General features: G+C 44.4%; 14 protein-coding genes. 6 read left to right on the top strand and 8 right to left on the bottom strand.

Translation table 11 applies throughout. From position 1 onward, the window contains the following. Window positions 1–41: 41 nt before the first annotated feature. The 5 genes from MKY20_RS01685 to MKY20_RS01665 form a co-directional block, all read right to left on the bottom strand. Window positions 42–863 carry a manganese catalase family protein gene (locus MKY20_RS01685; RefSeq protein ID WP_009335897.1) on the bottom strand — a complete coding sequence of 274 codons (822 nt, stop codon included), beginning with the start codon at window positions 861–863 and terminating at the stop codon, window positions 42–44. A gap of 148 nt (window positions 864–1,011) precedes the next feature. Continuing rightward, window positions 1,012–2,019, bottom strand: a complete 1,008-nt coding sequence (locus tag MKY20_RS01680; RefSeq protein ID WP_009335896.1) for a FecCD family ABC transporter permease — start codon at window positions 2,017–2,019, stop codon at window positions 1,012–1,014. Then, the gene (locus MKY20_RS01675) at window positions 2,016–3,026 is read right to left on the bottom strand and encodes a FecCD family ABC transporter permease (RefSeq protein WP_009335895.1); all 1,011 of its coding nucleotides are present in this window, start codon (window positions 3,024–3,026) and stop codon (window positions 2,016–2,018) included. Before MKY20_RS01675 ends, MKY20_RS01680 begins: the two co-directional genes overlap by 4 nt. A gap of 187 nt (window positions 3,027–3,213) precedes the next feature. Then, a complete protein-coding gene (locus MKY20_RS01670; protein WP_019380077.1) occupies window positions 3,214–4,140 on the bottom strand; it encodes an iron-hydroxamate ABC transporter substrate-binding protein in 927 nt (308 codons plus the stop codon). After that, entirely contained in the window at window positions 4,091–4,936 is an 846-nt protein-coding gene (locus MKY20_RS01665) for an ABC transporter ATP-binding protein (RefSeq protein WP_009335893.1), read from the bottom strand. Before MKY20_RS01665 ends, MKY20_RS01670 begins: the two co-directional genes overlap by 50 nt. Window positions 4,937–5,146: 210 nt before the next feature. Between MKY20_RS01665 and MKY20_RS01660 the strand changes: the two genes are divergently transcribed. After that, a complete protein-coding gene (locus MKY20_RS01660; protein ID WP_009335892.1) occupies window positions 5,147–6,196 on the top strand; it encodes an NAD(P)/FAD-dependent oxidoreductase in 1,050 nt (349 codons plus the stop codon). Window positions 6,197–6,689: 493 nt separating this feature from the next. Here MKY20_RS01660 and MKY20_RS01655 read toward each other — a convergent pair whose 3' ends face one another. Next, window positions 6,690–7,904, bottom strand: coding sequence for an MFS transporter (locus MKY20_RS01655; RefSeq protein ID WP_009335891.1), 1,215 nt, complete (start codon window positions 7,902–7,904; stop codon window positions 6,690–6,692). A 141-nt stretch (window positions 7,905–8,045) separates the two neighbouring features. Here MKY20_RS01655 and MKY20_RS01650 point away from each other — a divergent pair, with 141 nt between their 5' ends. Continuing rightward, window positions 8,046–8,381, top strand: coding sequence for an antibiotic biosynthesis monooxygenase family protein (locus tag MKY20_RS01650; protein WP_009335890.1), 336 nt, complete (start codon window positions 8,046–8,048; stop codon window positions 8,379–8,381). 61 nt (window positions 8,382–8,442) lie between these two features. Here MKY20_RS01650 and MKY20_RS01645 read toward each other — a convergent pair whose 3' ends face one another. Then, window positions 8,443–9,474 (bottom strand): FecCD family ABC transporter permease, encoded by a 1,032-nt coding sequence (locus tag MKY20_RS01645; RefSeq protein ID WP_009335889.1) that lies wholly within the window; start codon window positions 9,472–9,474, stop codon window positions 8,443–8,445. Further along, on the bottom strand, window positions 9,474–10,508 hold the full coding sequence (locus MKY20_RS01640) for a FecCD family ABC transporter permease (RefSeq protein ID WP_009335888.1): 1,035 nt from the start codon (window positions 10,506–10,508) through the stop codon (window positions 9,474–9,476). The genes MKY20_RS01645 and MKY20_RS01640 overlap by 1 nt, the downstream gene beginning before the upstream one ends. A 139-nt stretch (window positions 10,509–10,647) precedes the next feature. On the opposite strand from MKY20_RS01640, the gene MKY20_RS01635 reads away from it, so the two are divergent. The 4 genes from MKY20_RS01635 (at window position 10,648) to MKY20_RS01620 (ending at window position 16,959) form a co-directional block, all read left to right on the top strand. After that, window positions 10,648–12,195, top strand: a complete 1,548-nt coding sequence (locus MKY20_RS01635; RefSeq protein WP_251175345.1) for a helix-turn-helix domain-containing protein — start codon at window positions 10,648–10,650, stop codon at window positions 12,193–12,195. Between the two features lie 168 nt (window positions 12,196–12,363). Continuing rightward, window positions 12,364–13,311, top strand: coding sequence for an ABC transporter substrate-binding protein (locus MKY20_RS01630; RefSeq protein WP_251175344.1), 948 nt, complete (start codon window positions 12,364–12,366; stop codon window positions 13,309–13,311). A gap of 143 nt (window positions 13,312–13,454) precedes the next feature. Continuing rightward, on the top strand, window positions 13,455–15,281 hold the full coding sequence (locus tag MKY20_RS01625; protein ID WP_251175343.1) for an IucA/IucC family protein: 1,827 nt from the start codon (window positions 13,455–13,457) through the stop codon (window positions 15,279–15,281). Next, a complete protein-coding gene (locus tag MKY20_RS01620; protein WP_009335883.1) occupies window positions 15,253–16,959 on the top strand; it encodes an IucA/IucC family protein in 1,707 nt (568 codons plus the stop codon). The genes MKY20_RS01625 and MKY20_RS01620 overlap by 29 nt, the downstream gene beginning before the upstream one ends. Window positions 16,960–16,976: the final 17 nt, after the last annotated feature.

The following is a 16,976-nucleotide window of genomic DNA, read 5'->3' as shown; positions in this document are numbered from 1 at the left end:
AAAACAAGCTGATGCTTCAGCCTGTTTTGTTAGTTCTATTATTAATCCATCGGTAATGTGTTATGAAGGTTTGGAGGTGCAGGCTTGAGCATAGGCTTGTCCCCTTCAGGCTTTGGATTGCCTACATATTTGTATTCTCCCTGGCCATCCAGAGCAGGGCCCTGTGCCCATCTGCCTGTGCTGCTTTCTTCGCCTGCTGATAGGTTGTAGAGAGTGTAAGAGATATCTGTGCGTTCTTTCTCACGAGGGAAGGTGCTAGGGACGAGCAGGCCTTCTTTTTCTTCAAGCTCCGCAATCGCAGCAGCCCATTGGTTTTGGTGGTAGGCATCTCTGGCAATCAGAACTGAAAGCAGCTCTTTAATGCCCTTATCATCAGTCATTTCATAGAGACGTGCAGCCTGCAGCCGGCCCTGTGACTCTGCATTCAAGTTTGAACGAAAGTCTGCTAATAGGTTTCCGCTGGCTGTAATATAGGTACCCATCCAAGGGTTCCCTACACTGTCAGTCGGACGTGCACCAAGTCCGGAGACAATGGCATGCTGCGGATTCATTCCGCCCATAATCGCTCCAACCACTGGGTCCTTTGCTGCTTCTTGCTGCTGATTAACAGGGGCGTCGTCCATTAGTCTGGCAACCATTGTTGCGAGCATTTCCACATGTCCAATTTCTTCAGTCCCAATATCCAGCAGAAGGTCGCGATATTTTTCATTCCCACGAGTTGCCCAACCCTGAAACATGTACTGCATGGCAACCGTCATTTCACCATATTGGCCGCCAATCAATTCCTGAAGCTTTTTGGCAAAAACGGGATCCGGACGTTCCGGCTTAGCTTCAAATTGCAATTCTTTTACATGAAAAAACATCTAAATTCCTCCTATGCTATAGATTTCCAAATATACACTGTATCTATTGCCCTGAAAAAAGCAGGAAGAAACATGTTTTTAAGAAATTAATATATTAATATACATTTCAAAAAGATAAAAAGACGTGCGAACACGTCTTTTTAATCGGCTATTTTTTTAGCAGTAAATACATGAAATAAGGAGCACCGATCAGTGCAACCATAATGCCGGCTGGCAGGCCGTCAGGATCAACCAGGTTCCGGCCAAGCGTATCGGCGAATAAGAGAAGCCATCCTCCTAAAAGGATAGCAATCGGAATGAAAAGCTGATTCCGCGGTCCAACAAGCGCTTTAGCCATGTGCGGTGCAATTAAGCCGATAAAAGCAATTCCGCCGGTTACCGACACAGCTGAAGCGGCCAATGCAACGGCTGTAAGCAGAAGGACGATCCGTTCTCTTTCAATGGATACCCCTATCCCGATGGCGACAGGCTCGCTTAAGCTTAATAGATTCAAGCGATTTGCTTTATATAAAGTAAATGGAATCAGCAGAAGAAGCCAGGGGAGGAGTGCCCAAATGAACGGCCAATCCGTTCCCCAGATATTCCCTGATAGCCATTTAGCTATAAAATCGACTTTCTCTCTTTCCGCTGAAGAAATCAGGACAATCATGACACCGGAAAGCGCCATGGAAAATCCGACCCCGACCAGCACCATCTTTACAGGCTGAAGCCCCTCGCTTTTTTTATAGGAAAAAGCATAGATAAGGATTGCAGTAAGTAAAGCGCCGAAAAATGCGCATAAAGGCAGCATGTATATGAAAGTGCCAGCTTCAATCGGAAAGAACAGAAAGAAAACCGCTATAGCAACTCCGGCACCGGAGTTTATGCCAATGATGCCTGGATCTGCCAGGTCATTGCGTGTAATCCCTTGTAAAATGGCACCGGATAATGCGAGTGCCATGCCGGCCAAGACAGTGATAAATACCCGCGGCAGCCGAATGGAAAATAACACAAATTCTTCTTTAAATGTGCCCTGTCCCATAATAGTCGGGAGCAATCGGTCATATGAAAGGGAGGCATAGCCTAATCCCATTCCAATCACAATGGTAACAATAATGAGTGCTGATAACACGGCCATTAAAATTCGCTGTTTTTTTACTAACTCTGGCTGAATCATGAGAACGCCTTACCTCCTTTATGAACAATAAACAGGAAGAAAGGAAGCCCCATAACGGCGATAATAGCAGCTGCCGGTGTTTCGTAAGGAGCGTTGATGGTTCTCCCTAATGTATCGGCCAGAAGCATAAAAGAAGCTCCTGTCAGGGCAGACATGGGAAGAATAAAACGGTAGTCTGTACCTACAATAGCACGGACAATATGAGGCACCATCAGCCCGATAAAAGCCATATTGCCTACCAGTGCCACTGATGCGCCAGCAAGCAGGGTCACTAAGATGAAAAGGATGGTCTTAATCTGAGTTGTATTTTGCCCCAGACCTACTGCCACTTCCTCATTTAAGCTTAAGATAGTCAGCTGCTTGGACAGAAAAAGAGAAACAAGAATGCCAATGGAAATAACCGGGACAATCACTTGCAGCTGGCTCCAGGATGTGCCGATGATTCCGCCTGCAGTCCACATGCTGACATCTTTTGAAATTTTAAAATAAATGCCGACTCCTTCGGCTATTGCGAAAAGGAAGGCGGACACCGCGGCTCCGGCCAATACGATCCGAATAGGAGAAAAACCTCCTTTTTTCATGGCGCCAATGCCGAAAACCAGCGAAGCTCCAACCGCTGCACCGATAAAACAGGCGAAGAGAATCCCTATGTAATTTGCTGAAGGAATGACCACAAGAGTTAATGCAAGTGCGGCATTTGCTCCAGCCGTTAATCCGAGCAAGCCTGGATCAGCAAGAGGGTTTCTTGTCATTCCCTGCATAATGGCACCGGAAATGCTAAGCGCAGCTCCAACGAAGACTGCAGCAATTTCACGAGGAAGACGGATTTCACGAATAATCGAAATTTTTTCTCCAGAAGCATTGGAAGTAAGCGCCAGCCAAACATCTTTGACCGTTACATCCGCAGCTCCAAACACACATGCAGCCACAAACATGCCGGCAAAGATAACAAAGCCTGCGGCGAGTTTATAGATAAATGGAATAAAGGGTTGAGCATCTTTTGTCATTGTACTCTCATCTTTCTTTATGGGATCAGAACTGCCTTAAACTTCGAAAACTGTCTAGTTCCAGCTGACATGCGGGAACTTTTCGCTGTTCTTATAATAACAGAATTGATTCTTTTCGTAGATAAGGCGCTTCCGCTTTTCTAAATAGGAAAGAGGAATTCCCAAAATAAGAATCCCTCCTGCAGTATTACTTTCCTAAAAATGATTCTTTAAAGAACTCCAGCTGTGCATCAAGTGTGATAGGATCACTGAAGGAAGCACCATTGCCTTCCATTTCAAAGACGCGGTTATTTTTTACAGCAGGGATGTTTTTGTACGTATCAGTTTCCTGGAAAGAATGGTCAGCATCAGAGTATTTGCTCAGAATAATGTAATCTCCGGAATATTCTGGAAGCACTTCTGTTGAAATAGCGTAATAACCATCTTTAAGAGCCATTTCCTTAACCTTTTCAGGCATTTTTAAGTCCATTGCCTGATAGAGGATTTCAGTTCCGCGTGCCCAGTTATCGCCAAACACATAAAGCTGTTTATCAAAGATTTCAAATACAGAAACGGTTGCATCTTCTCCAATTTTTGCACGGATGTCTTCACCAGCTGTTTCAGCACGCTGTTTAAAGTCTGCCACCCATTTCTTTGCTTCTTCTTCTTTATTAAGAAGCTTGCCGATTTCTTCATGCTGTGACAGATAATCTAATTTACCCCATGTATAAGTTACAGTTGGTGCAATTTCCTTAAGTTTATCGTAGTTTTTTACAGTAGATAATGCAATGATCAAGTCTGGTTCTAATTCAATTATTTTTTCCAGGTTATCTTCAGATACTTCTTCAGCATCTTTCAATTCTTCTTCAAAACGAGGATTATTCTTGGACCATGTGTCCACACCGACGATATTTACGCCTAATTGCATTACATTTCCTGTAAACCCGGAAAGGAGAACAACTCTCTTAGGATCAGCCGGGACTTCAACCGGCCCGGTTTCAGATTCATAAGTAAAGGTGCCTGATTTCTTATCTTCTTTTGGTTCTCCTTCTTTTGATTCTCCTTGCTCTGTATTGCCGCAGGCGCTAATAAGCAGAAGCAGCAAGATCGTAAACGGGATCAATAGTTTCTTCATGTTGATTTTCTCCTTTTAGTAAATTATAAGTAATACACATTGGCTTGTTTGTGCGGGGATCGCGCCCGATGACTGCATCAATATTGAACACTTTCCTTAAGACATCCTGTGTAATGACTTCCTCATAGCTTCCTGATTTAACAATTTCACCATCTTTTAATGCAACGATATGGTCAGCAAAACGGGCTGCCTGGTTTAAATCATGAAGGACCATTACAATGGTGCGTTCCTGCTCCTGGTTCAGCTTTTGGAGAAGCTCGAGAACTTCAAGCTGATGGGCCATATCCAAGTAAGTGGTCGGTTCATCAAGGAAAATGATGTCTGTTTCCTGTGCCAGAGCCATTGCAATCCAGACCCTTTGACGCTGGCCGCCGGAAAGGGCGTCAACCGGACGAAATTTGAAATCCTTGATCCCAGTAACGTCAAGAGCCCAATCAATGACTTCATAGTCCTTTTTCGTTAATCTGCCAAATCCTTTCTGATAAGGAAAGCGACCGTATGAGACCAGTTCGCCAACTGTTAAACCGCTTGCACTTTCAGGTGTTTGCGGCAAAATTGCCATTTTCTTGGCAAGGATCTTTGTATTTTCCTTTGAAATGTTCTCGCCGTCCAAAATGACAGTGCCTGATTGATGAGAAATGATTCGTGTAATCGCTTTTAAAAGGGTTGATTTTCCGCAGCCATTCGGGCCGATTATAGTCGTGATCTTCTTATCGGGAATCTGGACACTAAGGTCTTTCACAATCAAGCGTTCACTATATCCAATGTTCAAGCCATCTGTATATAGGCGGACCATTATGTAACCTCCGTTTAGTTGAGAATATATTTTAGTGATAATGATTATCAGTATCGGTTCTTTTTTACTATAAGTCTATCTGATTTTTATGTCAATAGTATTTAAAGGAAAAGTATTCAGAAAAAATTTCATTGTCAAAGGAGAAGAAAGGTCGTATAGTTGAAGTGAGAATGATAATCAATAGTAATTGGTTATAGGAGTGAACGGTAAATGAAAAATGCTGAAGTGTTTGATGTGACGGTCATTGGAGGCGGACCTGCTGGTCTTTATTCCACTTTCTACAGCGGATTAAGGAAAATGAAAACAAAGCTGATCGAGTTTCAGCCGATGCTTGGCGGTAAAATACATGTATATCCGGAGAAAATGATCTGGGATGTGGGCGGCCTGACTCCGACTCCTGGGGCAAAACTGATTGAACAGCTGGTGGAGCAGGGGCTAACGTTTAATCCAACGGTTGTTCTCAATGAAAAGGTAGAATCCATTGCCAAAAATGAAGATGGTTTATTTGTTTTAAAAGGTTCTTCTGGAGAAGAGCACTATACGAAAACCGTCATTGTGGCTGTTGGCAGCGGAATTTTAAAGCCGCAGAAACTGAAGATAGAAGGGGCAGAGCGTTTTGAAGTTTCCAATCTGAATTATACAGTCAAATCCCTTAAACACTTTAAAGATAAGACTGTAATTGTTTCAGGCGGAGGAAATTCTGCAGTAGACTGGGCAAATGAATTGGAGCCCGTTGCCAAGCAGGTATACATCACTTGCAGGAGAGATGCTTTGACTGGCCATGAAGCTCAGGTTTCACAGCTGATGAATAGTTCGGTTATCTGCATTAACCATACGTCCATCACAAAATTAATTGCCGGCGGAAATCACGAGGAAATTGAACAGGTGGAATTGACCAATAATGAAACTGGCGAAGTTTCTTATCTGCAGATTGATGAAGTAGTAATTAATCATGGCTATGAACAGGATACGGAACTCTTAAAAAATAGCAATCTGAATATTGAAATGCTCGAAGATTTCTATATTGCAGGCAATGCAAACAGCGAAACATCGGTTGAAGGGCTATATGCTGCAGGGGATATCCTAAAGCATGACGGCAAACTTCACTTAATTGCCGGGGCATTCCAGGATGCTGCCAATGCAGTAAACAAAGCGAAGCAGTACATTGAACCGGATGCTGCCGCAGCTGCGATGGTTTCATCTCATAATGATGTTTTTAAAAAACGGAATCGGGAATTGGTGAAGCAGCTGGTCCACTAGGATAAAAACTAAACGCACATAAATTTTTTTATTCGCACATAAAACTTGGTTATGCGCACAGAAAAAATTCTATCCGCACATAAATTGAAAAAACGCCTGGAATTAAGGCGAACTAGCAGTGAAAAACCGGCCCACACGATGTGGACCGGTTTTTTAAGGTAAGATTTATACAATCTGAAGTCTGACAACTTTCTAGTTCCAGCGCCTACCCTCTCGAGGTCACAAGCCTGTCTAGTTGCGGCTCCTAGGGACGAAAGACTAGTCAAGCCCTTCCAGAAGGGAAGAACACCTTCTGGAAGGGCTCGTATTATGCTTGTCGTCCCTGGGCAGTCGCCTCCACATTTCGGACAAGCCTCCCAAAAAGGCAAAGAACGCCTTTCCGTGAGGCTCGTCTTGTGCTTGAGGCCCCCAGGATGGGGGTCATGCAGACGTTGCCACAGGACGTGGCGTTCTTAGTCTGCGTTCCTTCGTGGGCAAGGCGCTTCCGCTTTTCTTACGTACTGATCTTTTCTTTTACTTGAGCTTCTGTCCTAAGCTGCCTGAATTTAGCAAAGAATGCTGCCGTCATAATCAGCGACAGTATTCCAAAGATCACGACCATTATCTGAAGGCCGACTGCGTCCAGAAGGAATCCAGTCAGGAGCAGGACAATCTGAAAAGTTACACGGTCAAGCATGTTTCGGAAGGAGAAGAATCTTCCGTGAAATTCCTTTGGCACTCTTGTTTGGAAAATGGTAGCGGCAGTAGGGAAGAAACAGCCGACGGCAAACCCAAAAATAAAAAAAGCCAGTATGGATAGAACAGGCACATCTGCAAAGTACAGAAGCAGCTGGGATAGTCCGATGATGAATGAGAAGAAAAACAGGATCGCATAAGGCGAACGTTTTTGGCTGATTTGTTTGACAATGAATGCGCCAAGCATGAAGCCGAGTCCTTCTGCCGTATAGATCAAGCCTTTAATGGATGAGCTTTCCTGAAGCTCACTGATATTAATGACCATTAAGTTAAATCCGCCAAGGAACAGAAGCGGAACCAAGGTTAGGATCAATGTCATAAACACAATGGGCAGACCTTGAATAATCGGGAATACTTCCTTGAAGCCTCCGCTGCCACTGCTTGAGTTTCTTCCCCTGCTTTCCTTTGAGAAGGATTCTTCAAAATCCATAAAAAAGGTGATTATAAAGAGAATCAGATAAGCGACAAGCGAAGCGATGTAAAGCATTGATAATGGCAAGATAACTAACAAAACGCCAGCTAAAGCAGTACCTAATATTCTGGAAAGTGTGGACACATTCATATGGACTCCATTCAGCTGCAGCAGGTCCTTATCTTCCACAACCAGAGGAATGGCAGCCTGCAGAGCTGGAAAATAGAAGGCTGCCGAGATTTGCAGGAATACCAGAAAAATAACCATCCACCAGACTGACCCGGTTTGTATGGCAATTAACATAAAAACAACGCTCAATGCCCGGGCGAAGCCAGATGCCAGCATGACTGTCTTCTTGCTGATTTGGTCAGTTATTCTTCCTGCCCAGGGTCCAACAGCAATCCCTGCCAGCAATCCGCCAGCCAAAATAAGCGACTTTAGAAAATCTGAGGGAACCTTTTCCTGCATAAATTCCAGATTCCCTATTATACCGAGCCACAAGCCCAGCCCTGCTATAAACTCCCCGGTTAATAAAATCCAAACATTTTTATTTTTCCACATACTCAGGCCCCGTTTTCTGATTAGTTCGATAATCTAAAGATACTATAAACCAAGGAAATAATGAATCTATTTTTTAAAATAGTTGAAAATGAAAATCGTTATCAATTATAATAACAGAAAAGAAGCAGGGGAGGAACAGATATGTTTATTCAATTAAAAACGATTACTGTGAAAGAAGGCCATTCAAATAAGCTAGTCGAGCGCTTTGCAGGGGAAGGAATAATCGAAGAGCAGCCGGGCTTCATTGATTTGAATGTTTTAAAGAAGAAGCAGCGCAGCGGGGACGAAGAAGTGGCTATTATGATTCGCTGGGAATCGGAAGGAGCCTGGAAGGCGTGGGAAACAAGTGATGTCCATATTGCCGGGCACAAGGCAAACCGCGGCAAGCCGAAGCCAGAATATATTATTGATAGCCGTCAGGATGTCTATCATTCATTGGGCCAGAAGCAGTACCGTGAGCCAGCTGAAATTAAATAAAGTGCAATGCCCATTCATAAAGGGATTTTTGAATGGGCATTTTTTATGTGATTGTTATCTATTAAGCTTTCAGTCCCGTGCCTTTCCGGGTGAGAAGCATGAAAATCAGATAGGGAGCTCCGATTACGGAGATGACGATCCCAACCGGAATATCTGCAGGTGCAAGGAGATTTTTTCCTATCATATCTGCAATGAGAACAAGTGCCGCGCCTATTAGTGCAGCTAAAGGCAAGTTGCTGAAATAGTTGGGGCCGCAAAGGCGGCGTGCCAGATGTGGCGCCAGGAGTCCAATGAAAGCAATTCCGCCGCCAGCTGCTACACATGCTCCGGCAAGAGCGGCTGAAAGACAGAGAAGAAGCCGGCGTTCGGATTCGACTCTTAAGCCGAGTGCAACAGGAACTTCCTGTTTGAATTGAAGGATATTCATTGTTCTTGCTTTTATAAAGGCGACTGGCATCAGAACAAGAATCCAGGGAAGGAGTGCCCACACATATGGCCACTGAATACCCCAGATGCTGCCAGTCAGCCAAATGGCTGCCTGCTGAAAATCCTTTGGATCCATTTTCAGCTGCAGGATCAGCAGCAAGGCACCACATAGTGCATTAAATCCAAGGCCAACGAGGAGAAGCCGTTCCGGGTCTATTCCGCCTTTCCACGAAAATCGATAGATCAGAGCTGCTATGGCGAGTGCTCCGGCGAAAGCAAATACGGGAAGGAAGAACGGTTTTGCTAGAAGGCTTCCTCCCGATTGCCCGAACAGGTAGATTGAGAGAACAACTGCTAATCCGGCCCCGGCATTAATGCCGAGAATGCCGGGATCAGCCAGTGAATTCCGGGATAGCCCCTGAAGGATGCTGCCGGAAAGAGCCAGGCCTGCTCCTATTAGAAGGGCAATGATCATTCTTGGCAATCTTAAATGAAGCAGTACGAGCTCCTGTTTCGGAGTGCCGCTGCCTGAAAGAACAGCCAAAATTTCATTCATTCCTACTGGCATCACACCAGTCGAGAGACTTAGTACAAAAGTAACCAGGATAAGGAATATAAAGGCTGCCATCCAGCCCCGCGATTGGAGTAAAGCCTGTTTCCAATCCATTACATATACCCCCTTTTCCTTCTGGACAAATATAAGAAAAATGGAACACCGATTAGTGCAGTAACAGCACTGACAGGAGTCTCAAACGGCGGGTTGATCATCCGTGCCCCGATATCTGCTGCTATTAGAAGCAGTGCACCTGCAATGGCACTAAGCGGGATAAGCCAGCGGTAGTCAGACCCAATCAAAAGCCTGACCATATGGGGAACCACCAGTCCGATAAAGCCTATAGCTCCAGCAATGGAAACGGCCGCTCCAGATAATAATATAACCGCTGCAAGCCCGATCCAGCGGACTTTCTGCTGAGATTGACCAAGCCCTGCAGCCACTTCTTCTCCCAATGCCAGGATTGTCAGGGAGCGGCTGATCCAAAGGGACAGGAGCAAGCCTAAAAATACGGCGGGAAGCAAAATATACACATGGCGCCATTGTGTTCCTGAAAGACCTCCGGCAAACCAGAAGCTCAGGTCCTGTGCAGTCTGAAAATAAAGGGCGATGCCGGTTGAAAGAGCGCTGAACAAAGTGCTTAATGCTGCTCCTGCCAGTGTCAAAGTGACAGGTGATATCCGCTCTTTTGACAGCATGGAGAAAGATAATACAAGCAAGGCTCCAGCAGCGGAACCTGCAAATGACCAGATGAGCAGAACCCAGTATGAACCGCCGGAAAGAAATGCAAGTGCAATTGCGATGGCCAGGCCCGCTCCATGTGTAATGCCGATTATGGAGGGATCTGCCAGCGGGTTGCGTGTAATTCCCTGCATAATGGTGCCGGCTACAGCAAGAGCTGCCCCAATAAGTGCCCCGGTCAATGCCCGGGGAAGCCTGACTTCTCTGATAAGCTGATGTTCAATTTGGCCTCCCTGAAAGGAGACAAATGACTCCCACACCACGGAAGGGGGAATCCAGATTGCACCCAGCCCAATCGATGCAAGCAGCCCGATAAGCACCAGCACAATTCCTGCCAGGCCCCATTTTATAGATTTTTGGTGTACAGGCTGCCTGTGCTCTGTTATGTCAGCTGCGGTTCTGGCCATTACATTCAGTCCTTTTCTATGTAAATTTTAAGTGAAAATGATAATCGTTATCGTTCTAAATAATCGTAATTAATCTACTATCCTTTCACAGCTTTTGTCAATTCTTATTTAAGGAAAAAGAAGGGAGTATTTTTTGTATATGCTGAGCGGCAAACAATTTGAACCGTATAAAATTGCAGTTTCAAGCTTGAGAGGGGGATTGTCGAAAACCATCAATGAAAATAGCAATGATTTTACACTTATATATATTTCAGCAGGGAAAGGCACAATCGAAACTCGCAATCGCCAGCTGAAGATAGAGGCGGGGAAGAGCTGCTTTTTCTCGGAAACCGGCATAATTACTTCCGCATCTGCAGACCTGTTAACGGTTTATATACTCACCTGGTCAAAGGATAAAGATGTGTTTTCCAGGTTTCTTTCCGGGATACTGGCTAATCAGGAGCCATCAAAGATGGTGCCCTTGTGGGAAGAGCTGAGGAAATGGAACAAAGATAAATCGATATCGGCTGAGTGCCGATTTCAGTCCCAGCTGTGGAATATGATGTCAATTCTGACAGACAGGACAGAAGTAGACGGGATTGAAGAGGCAGTGGACCTGATCAGAAATAATCTGTCCCAGCCGGTTACGGTGGCAGAGCTGGCATCTAAAGCAAACATGAGCCCAGTATCGTTTACCAGGGCCTTTCGAAAACGAACCGGGATGGCACCGAAGGAATTCCTGAATGGAGAAAGAATGAGAGCAGCCAAACAGCTTATGCTGCAGAAGAAAGGGATTACGGCAAAAGAAGTGGCGCAGCAAATCGGTATGCAGGATGAGTTTTATTTCAGCCGTCTTTTTAAAATGAAAGCAGGCTTGCCGCCATCTGTATTTATGAAAAGGGCTAAGGAAAGAATTGCGGTAGTCAGTCAGCTCTTTTTGCAGGACCATCTCCTTTCGCTGGGTGTACAGCCTGTTGCAGCGCCATCCTATCCAACTGTTTATCCTGCCAGCAATGGAGTGCCGAGCTATCTTCAAAAAGAATTGGAGGGCACCATGCTCCTTAATGCAGAAAAGCCCTTTCAGCCAGAGGCTATTCTCATAACACAGCCTGATCGAATCATAAAGACGCCTCTGCATAATTATCAGCTCCAAAATGTACTTCTTTCACAGCAGGAGAAGGTCCATCATATTCAGCTGCAGCCGGATTGGCGGCAGTATCTTTACGAAATCGCTTCTATGATAGGATGTACAAGCCGGGCAGAATGCATAGAAAAAGACATCCGCTGCCTTGAATGTAAAGTAAGAGATAAGCTATGTCCAATAACGAAAAAAGGCAGATGGGCAGTCATTTGGATCCGCCCGGAGGAAATCCGTCTTTATGGACAGGGCGGGCATGCTCTGCTCAATCTGTTCTTTCAGAATTTGGGTTTCGAGCCTCATCCTGATTTGCATTTTGAAGGATACCGGACTGCTGGCCTGAAGGATGTGGCTGATCTTAATCCCGATAAGCTACTCATCTTATGGAGCCATGAAAGAGATGTTTGGAGAACTGCGCATTCTCCCGAATGGAATAAGATCCGTGCTGTCCAAACAGGTGAGGTATATTATCCTGACAGCCATGAGTGGGATCCTTGGGGACCGCTTGGGAGAAAGAAAATGCTGGAGGCGTTTCTGGACGATTTGCTGAAAGCAAAACTTAAGGCTTAATTAATGCGAACAAGGGTCCAGCTGTTTTTTCCGCTGGACCCTATTTTTAGTGGATTGCAGGTTTTGTATGTTTTGTCCATGCAAGAAGTTGCAAAAGTCCATGTTAAGCCGCTGTGATAATGATTATCATTGAGAATGAATTTCATTATTGCTTAGGAGGAATCATCCATGAAGAAGTTTTGTGCTCCATGGAGCATTGTTTTCATGTTATTTTTAATAATTTTAACAGGATGCGGTAAAGGTGAAGAGGCCTCTACAGAAGCATCTGAAAAGAAAGAGAAAGAAAAGACAGAGGAAACCAGAACGGTTGAACATCTTTTAGGAAAAGCAGAAGTGCCCGCAGAACCGAAAAAAGTAGTTTTGCTTTCACATGTTTCCTGGGAAGGATCACTTGTATCAGTAGGGGTAAAGCCCTATGCGGTAATGGCATATGATAATGAGTTCCCGCCGCATTTAACGAAGGAGCTTGAAGGTGTTAAGGCGCTCCCTTATGCTGATGAAATGAATTCAGAAGAAATCGTGAAGCTTGATCCGGATCTTCTTATCATCAGTGATCGCTATAAGCCGCTCTATGATCAGCTTTCTGAAACTATCCCAACAGTTGTTGTTGAAGTGGGCGGTGACTGGAAGGAAGATCACCTGAAAGTTGCAGAAGCTGTAGGCAAGCTTGATGAAGGAAAGAAAGTCATTGAAGACCTGGAGAAGAAAGCAGAGGATATCGGAACACGTGTCCGTGAGAAAACAGGAGAAGAAACTTTCATGGCAGTGGCAATCAATAAAAAAGATATTCGTGTTTTTGGACTGACAAACCATGCAACCAACTCATTATTATTTGATGATTTGAAATTAACACCTGCTGAGAACCTTCCAGAGGATTTTGGCGAGAATATTTCAATTGAAGGGCTAGCAAAATATAATCCTGACAATATTATTGACCTTACTTTCTTTAACAGCGGTGAATTTTACGATTCAGTGACTCAGGGTGAAGTTTGGAAAAGCCTGAAGGCTGTTCAAAATGACAAGGTACATACTCTTTCCACTACATGGGGGTTCTGGGATCCGATTGAGCGTCAAAAGGGTTTGAAAGAAATTGAATCGCTTCTATTAAGCGAATAACTTACAGCGGGAGGCCGGGACGCATTTGCACCCGTTCTCTCCAGTATCTTGATTCTTTTATTGGAAAAGAATCAAATTTTTTAACTGTTATTGAGAATGGTTATCAATTACTAGGTCTAAAGACTCGGTGAAAGGATGGAATTATGCATCATTCAGCCAAACAAATTGCAGAAAATGCAACGTTTCAAGCTTTTATTAATAGTTATTTGCGGGAAGTGGACAGCGGGCATTGGATGGAAAGCAGGGAGTGGATTGAGGAACAACAGGTATCCATCCCTCTTTCAGGGGTGGCGGTAGCAGAAATCGAATTATCTGGCCAGTCCGTTAAATTCGCTGTCGAAGTCCTTTATCGTTCACGTACAGGAAGACATATAATCGGCCATGCACTTAAATATTGTTCAAATCGGCGGGAATGGATTCACCAGGATAGACTTCCGATGATGATTACACTAATCCATGAGATGCATTTGATGGCCAAAGCTAATGGCTGTCATGAGCTTGCATCCCATTTTGATGAACTTGTGCTAAGGATGATTGAGAGCTACCAGACAATGGCGGCATATATTGAAGCGAGAATGAATGATGAGGACAGCCTGTATTCAGAGGATTGTACTTTCATTGAAGCAGAACAATCGCTCCTGTTTGGGCACTGGCTTCACCCTACACCGAAAAGCAGACAAGGAATGACTGGATGGCAGCAGCCAAGCTATGCGCCAGAATTAAAAGGACAGTTTCAGCTCCATTATTTCCAATTTGAAAGGGAGATGGTAAAAGAATCCTCTAATGACAAGGAAACTGCAAGTCAAATTATTCTTCAATCGATAAAAAAATCACTGCCGCACCTTACTGTTCCGGAAAAGGAATGCCTCATTCCAATGCACCCTCTACAGGCCCAATGGCTTCTGCAGCAGGACTATGTCAGAGAGGCAATAGAGAAGGGCCTTATAAAGGACCTTGGCAGTATGGGGCCTTATTATTCAGCTACTTCTTCGATCAGGACAGTTTACAATCCTGAAGAGGAGTGGATGTATAAGTTTTCGGTCCCGGTAAAAATAACAAATTCGCTAAGGAAAAATCGCTTCCATGAGTTAAGGGCAGGCACGGCTATGGCGGAGTTAATCAAGAAAATCCGATTTACAGAAGAACACCCGGTTTTCAGGATGATTGATGATCCGGCCTATATTACTGCCATATTCCCTGGTCAGAAGGAATCAGGCTTTGAAGTTATACTGCGATCCAATCCATTTCAGGGAAAAAAACAGAGAGGAATTACTTCCATAGCTGCATTGGTTCAGGATCCTTTGCCTGGCATGCGTTCAAGGCTGCGCCGAACCATTGAGAGAATAGCATTGGAAGAATCTCGTAATATCCAAGATGTCAGCATGGAATGGTTCCGGAAATATTGGAAATGTGCAATAGAGCCTCTCATTCGTTTATATGATGAACATGGGATGGCATTAGAGGCTCATCAGCAAAATAGCGTTCTGGATCTTTCTTCCGGCTACCCGGAAACTTATTTTTACAGGGATAATCAAGGATATTATCTATCAAATCTTCATAGAGAGAAACTTTGCAAACTGCTGCCTGAATTGGAAGAATGCCAGGAATTATTCTATGAGGATGCTCTCATTCAGGAAAGGTTTACGTATTATCTGTTCATGAATCAGCTTTTTTCAGTCATTTCAAGACTTGGGCAGGATGATCTTATCAGTGAGGACCGTTTAATCAAATGGTGCCGAAACCAGCTGAGCTCTCTGGAAAAAGGATTGTTTGGACAGGGGAAAGGTTTCATTCGGCATATTCTTCAATCTGAGAAATTATCTTATAAAGCCAATCTTTTAACCCGATTTCATGATGTTGATGAGCTGATGGCAAAGAACGAACAAGCGGTATACACCTATTTGCCCAATCCATTCGCCGCCATGAAGAAGGAGGAAAACTATGCTGAAGCTGCATCCGCAATTGTCTAAAACAATTGAAAGAAGAGTACTCAGACAGTTCATGGAGGCTATTATTTTTGAAGGATTAATGGATTATGCCAAATCGGCTGAACGGCCAGAAGATCCGCTCTTACATTTTACGATTTTCGGAAATCGGCGAACATACTGCTGTGAGGGGAAAATTACTTCGTTTGACCGTGTGCGTTTAATTGAAGGAAGCATTCGCTCAGTCCACCCTGATGGCTCACGAACAGAAACCGTGATTGAGGAATTGGCTGAAGACCTTATTGCAGATCCGGAAAAAAGGAATCAGCTCATTAATGAGCTGGAACAAACCATTCTGCTGAGTGAGTGGAATGAAACTCATCTAATGCATTCTATGTCCAGGAGAAATTTCAGCTATGAAGAATTGGAATCAGAGATATGGGAAGGGCACCCCTACCATCCCTGCTTTAAGGCGAGAAGCGGATTTTCACTTGGGGATCATGCGGCATATGGGCCGGAAGCAAGACAGTCATTCGAGCTGCAATGGGCAGCTGTCAGACGTGAATATGCCAGAATCGAACTGCTTGAGGATGAAACAAGTTTCTGGGAACGGGAACTTGGCCCTTCCATGTTTGGACAATTACTTGCTGATTTGCAGCATATTGGCAAAACCTTTGAAGAATACACATTTCTGCCCATTCACCCCTGGCAGGTGAAGTTAGCAAATGCTGATGCAGACATAGTGCTTCTGGGGAGCAGCGGAGATTCTTATCGGTCAACACAGTCCGTCCGTACGCTATGGAATATGACAAATCCAGAAAAAGCTCATGTGAAACTATCGATGAATATGGTGAACACATCATCGCTAAGAACTCTGGACACACACGCGGTTTGTGCCGCACCCCATATTTCCAAATGGATAGCAGATACAGTGGAAGGAGATCCATTTTTAAAAGATGAAGCTTCATTGGTCATTCTTAAGGAATACGCAGGGATTTCTTATCATCCCGAGGAGGAAGAACCTTGCGCAAAGTTCGGAGCTATATGGAGAGAGAGCATCCGGCTTTATATGGAAGAAGATGAAGCGGCGGTGCCTTGTACGGCATTGCCATTAATGGAGAGGGACGGATTTCCGTTTATTGACGAATGGCTGAAACGCTATGGAATTGAAAAATGGCTGAAAAGGCTCGTGGAAGTATGTGTGGTTCCTGTCTGGCATTTGCTGGCCGCGCATGGAATTGCCGTTGAGGCGCATGCCCAGAATATGATTCTTCTTCATAAGGACGGCTGGCCAACACGTGTTGCACTGAGGGATTTCCATGACAGTGTTGAGTATTGCCATGACTTTTTGGAGGAGCCAAACCGTATTCCGGAGTTTGCGGGCATTCATGAACAATTTAAAAAAGGCAGGGAAGATCAGTATTATTGGATGTCTTCTATTGAATCGCTTAGAGAACTGGCAATGGATACATTATTTGTTTTTCATCTGTCTGAACTGTCCTATGTACTTGAAGAGCAATATGGCTTCAGTGAGAAGCGATTTTGGAAGCTGACAGGAGAAGCTTTAACGGAGCACCTGAGCTGTTATCCGGAATTGATATTCCGAAATTATTTGCTGCAGCATACTGCACCGGTAATTTATGCGGAATCACTGCTGAAGAGAAAAGTTCAAAAAGATGAGGCTGGCGGGTTTCGCCATTATGTCAAAAACTCTTTAAGATAACCATCAAAAGGAGAATT

This window comes from Cytobacillus sp. FSL W8-0315 (assembly GCF_038002905.1).
Lineage (GTDB): Bacteria > Bacillota > Bacilli > Bacillales > Cytobacillaceae > Cytobacillus > Cytobacillus pseudoceanisediminis.
Note: the sequence above shows the minus strand (reverse complement) of the source record. Positions and strands in the feature narration are given on the sequence as shown.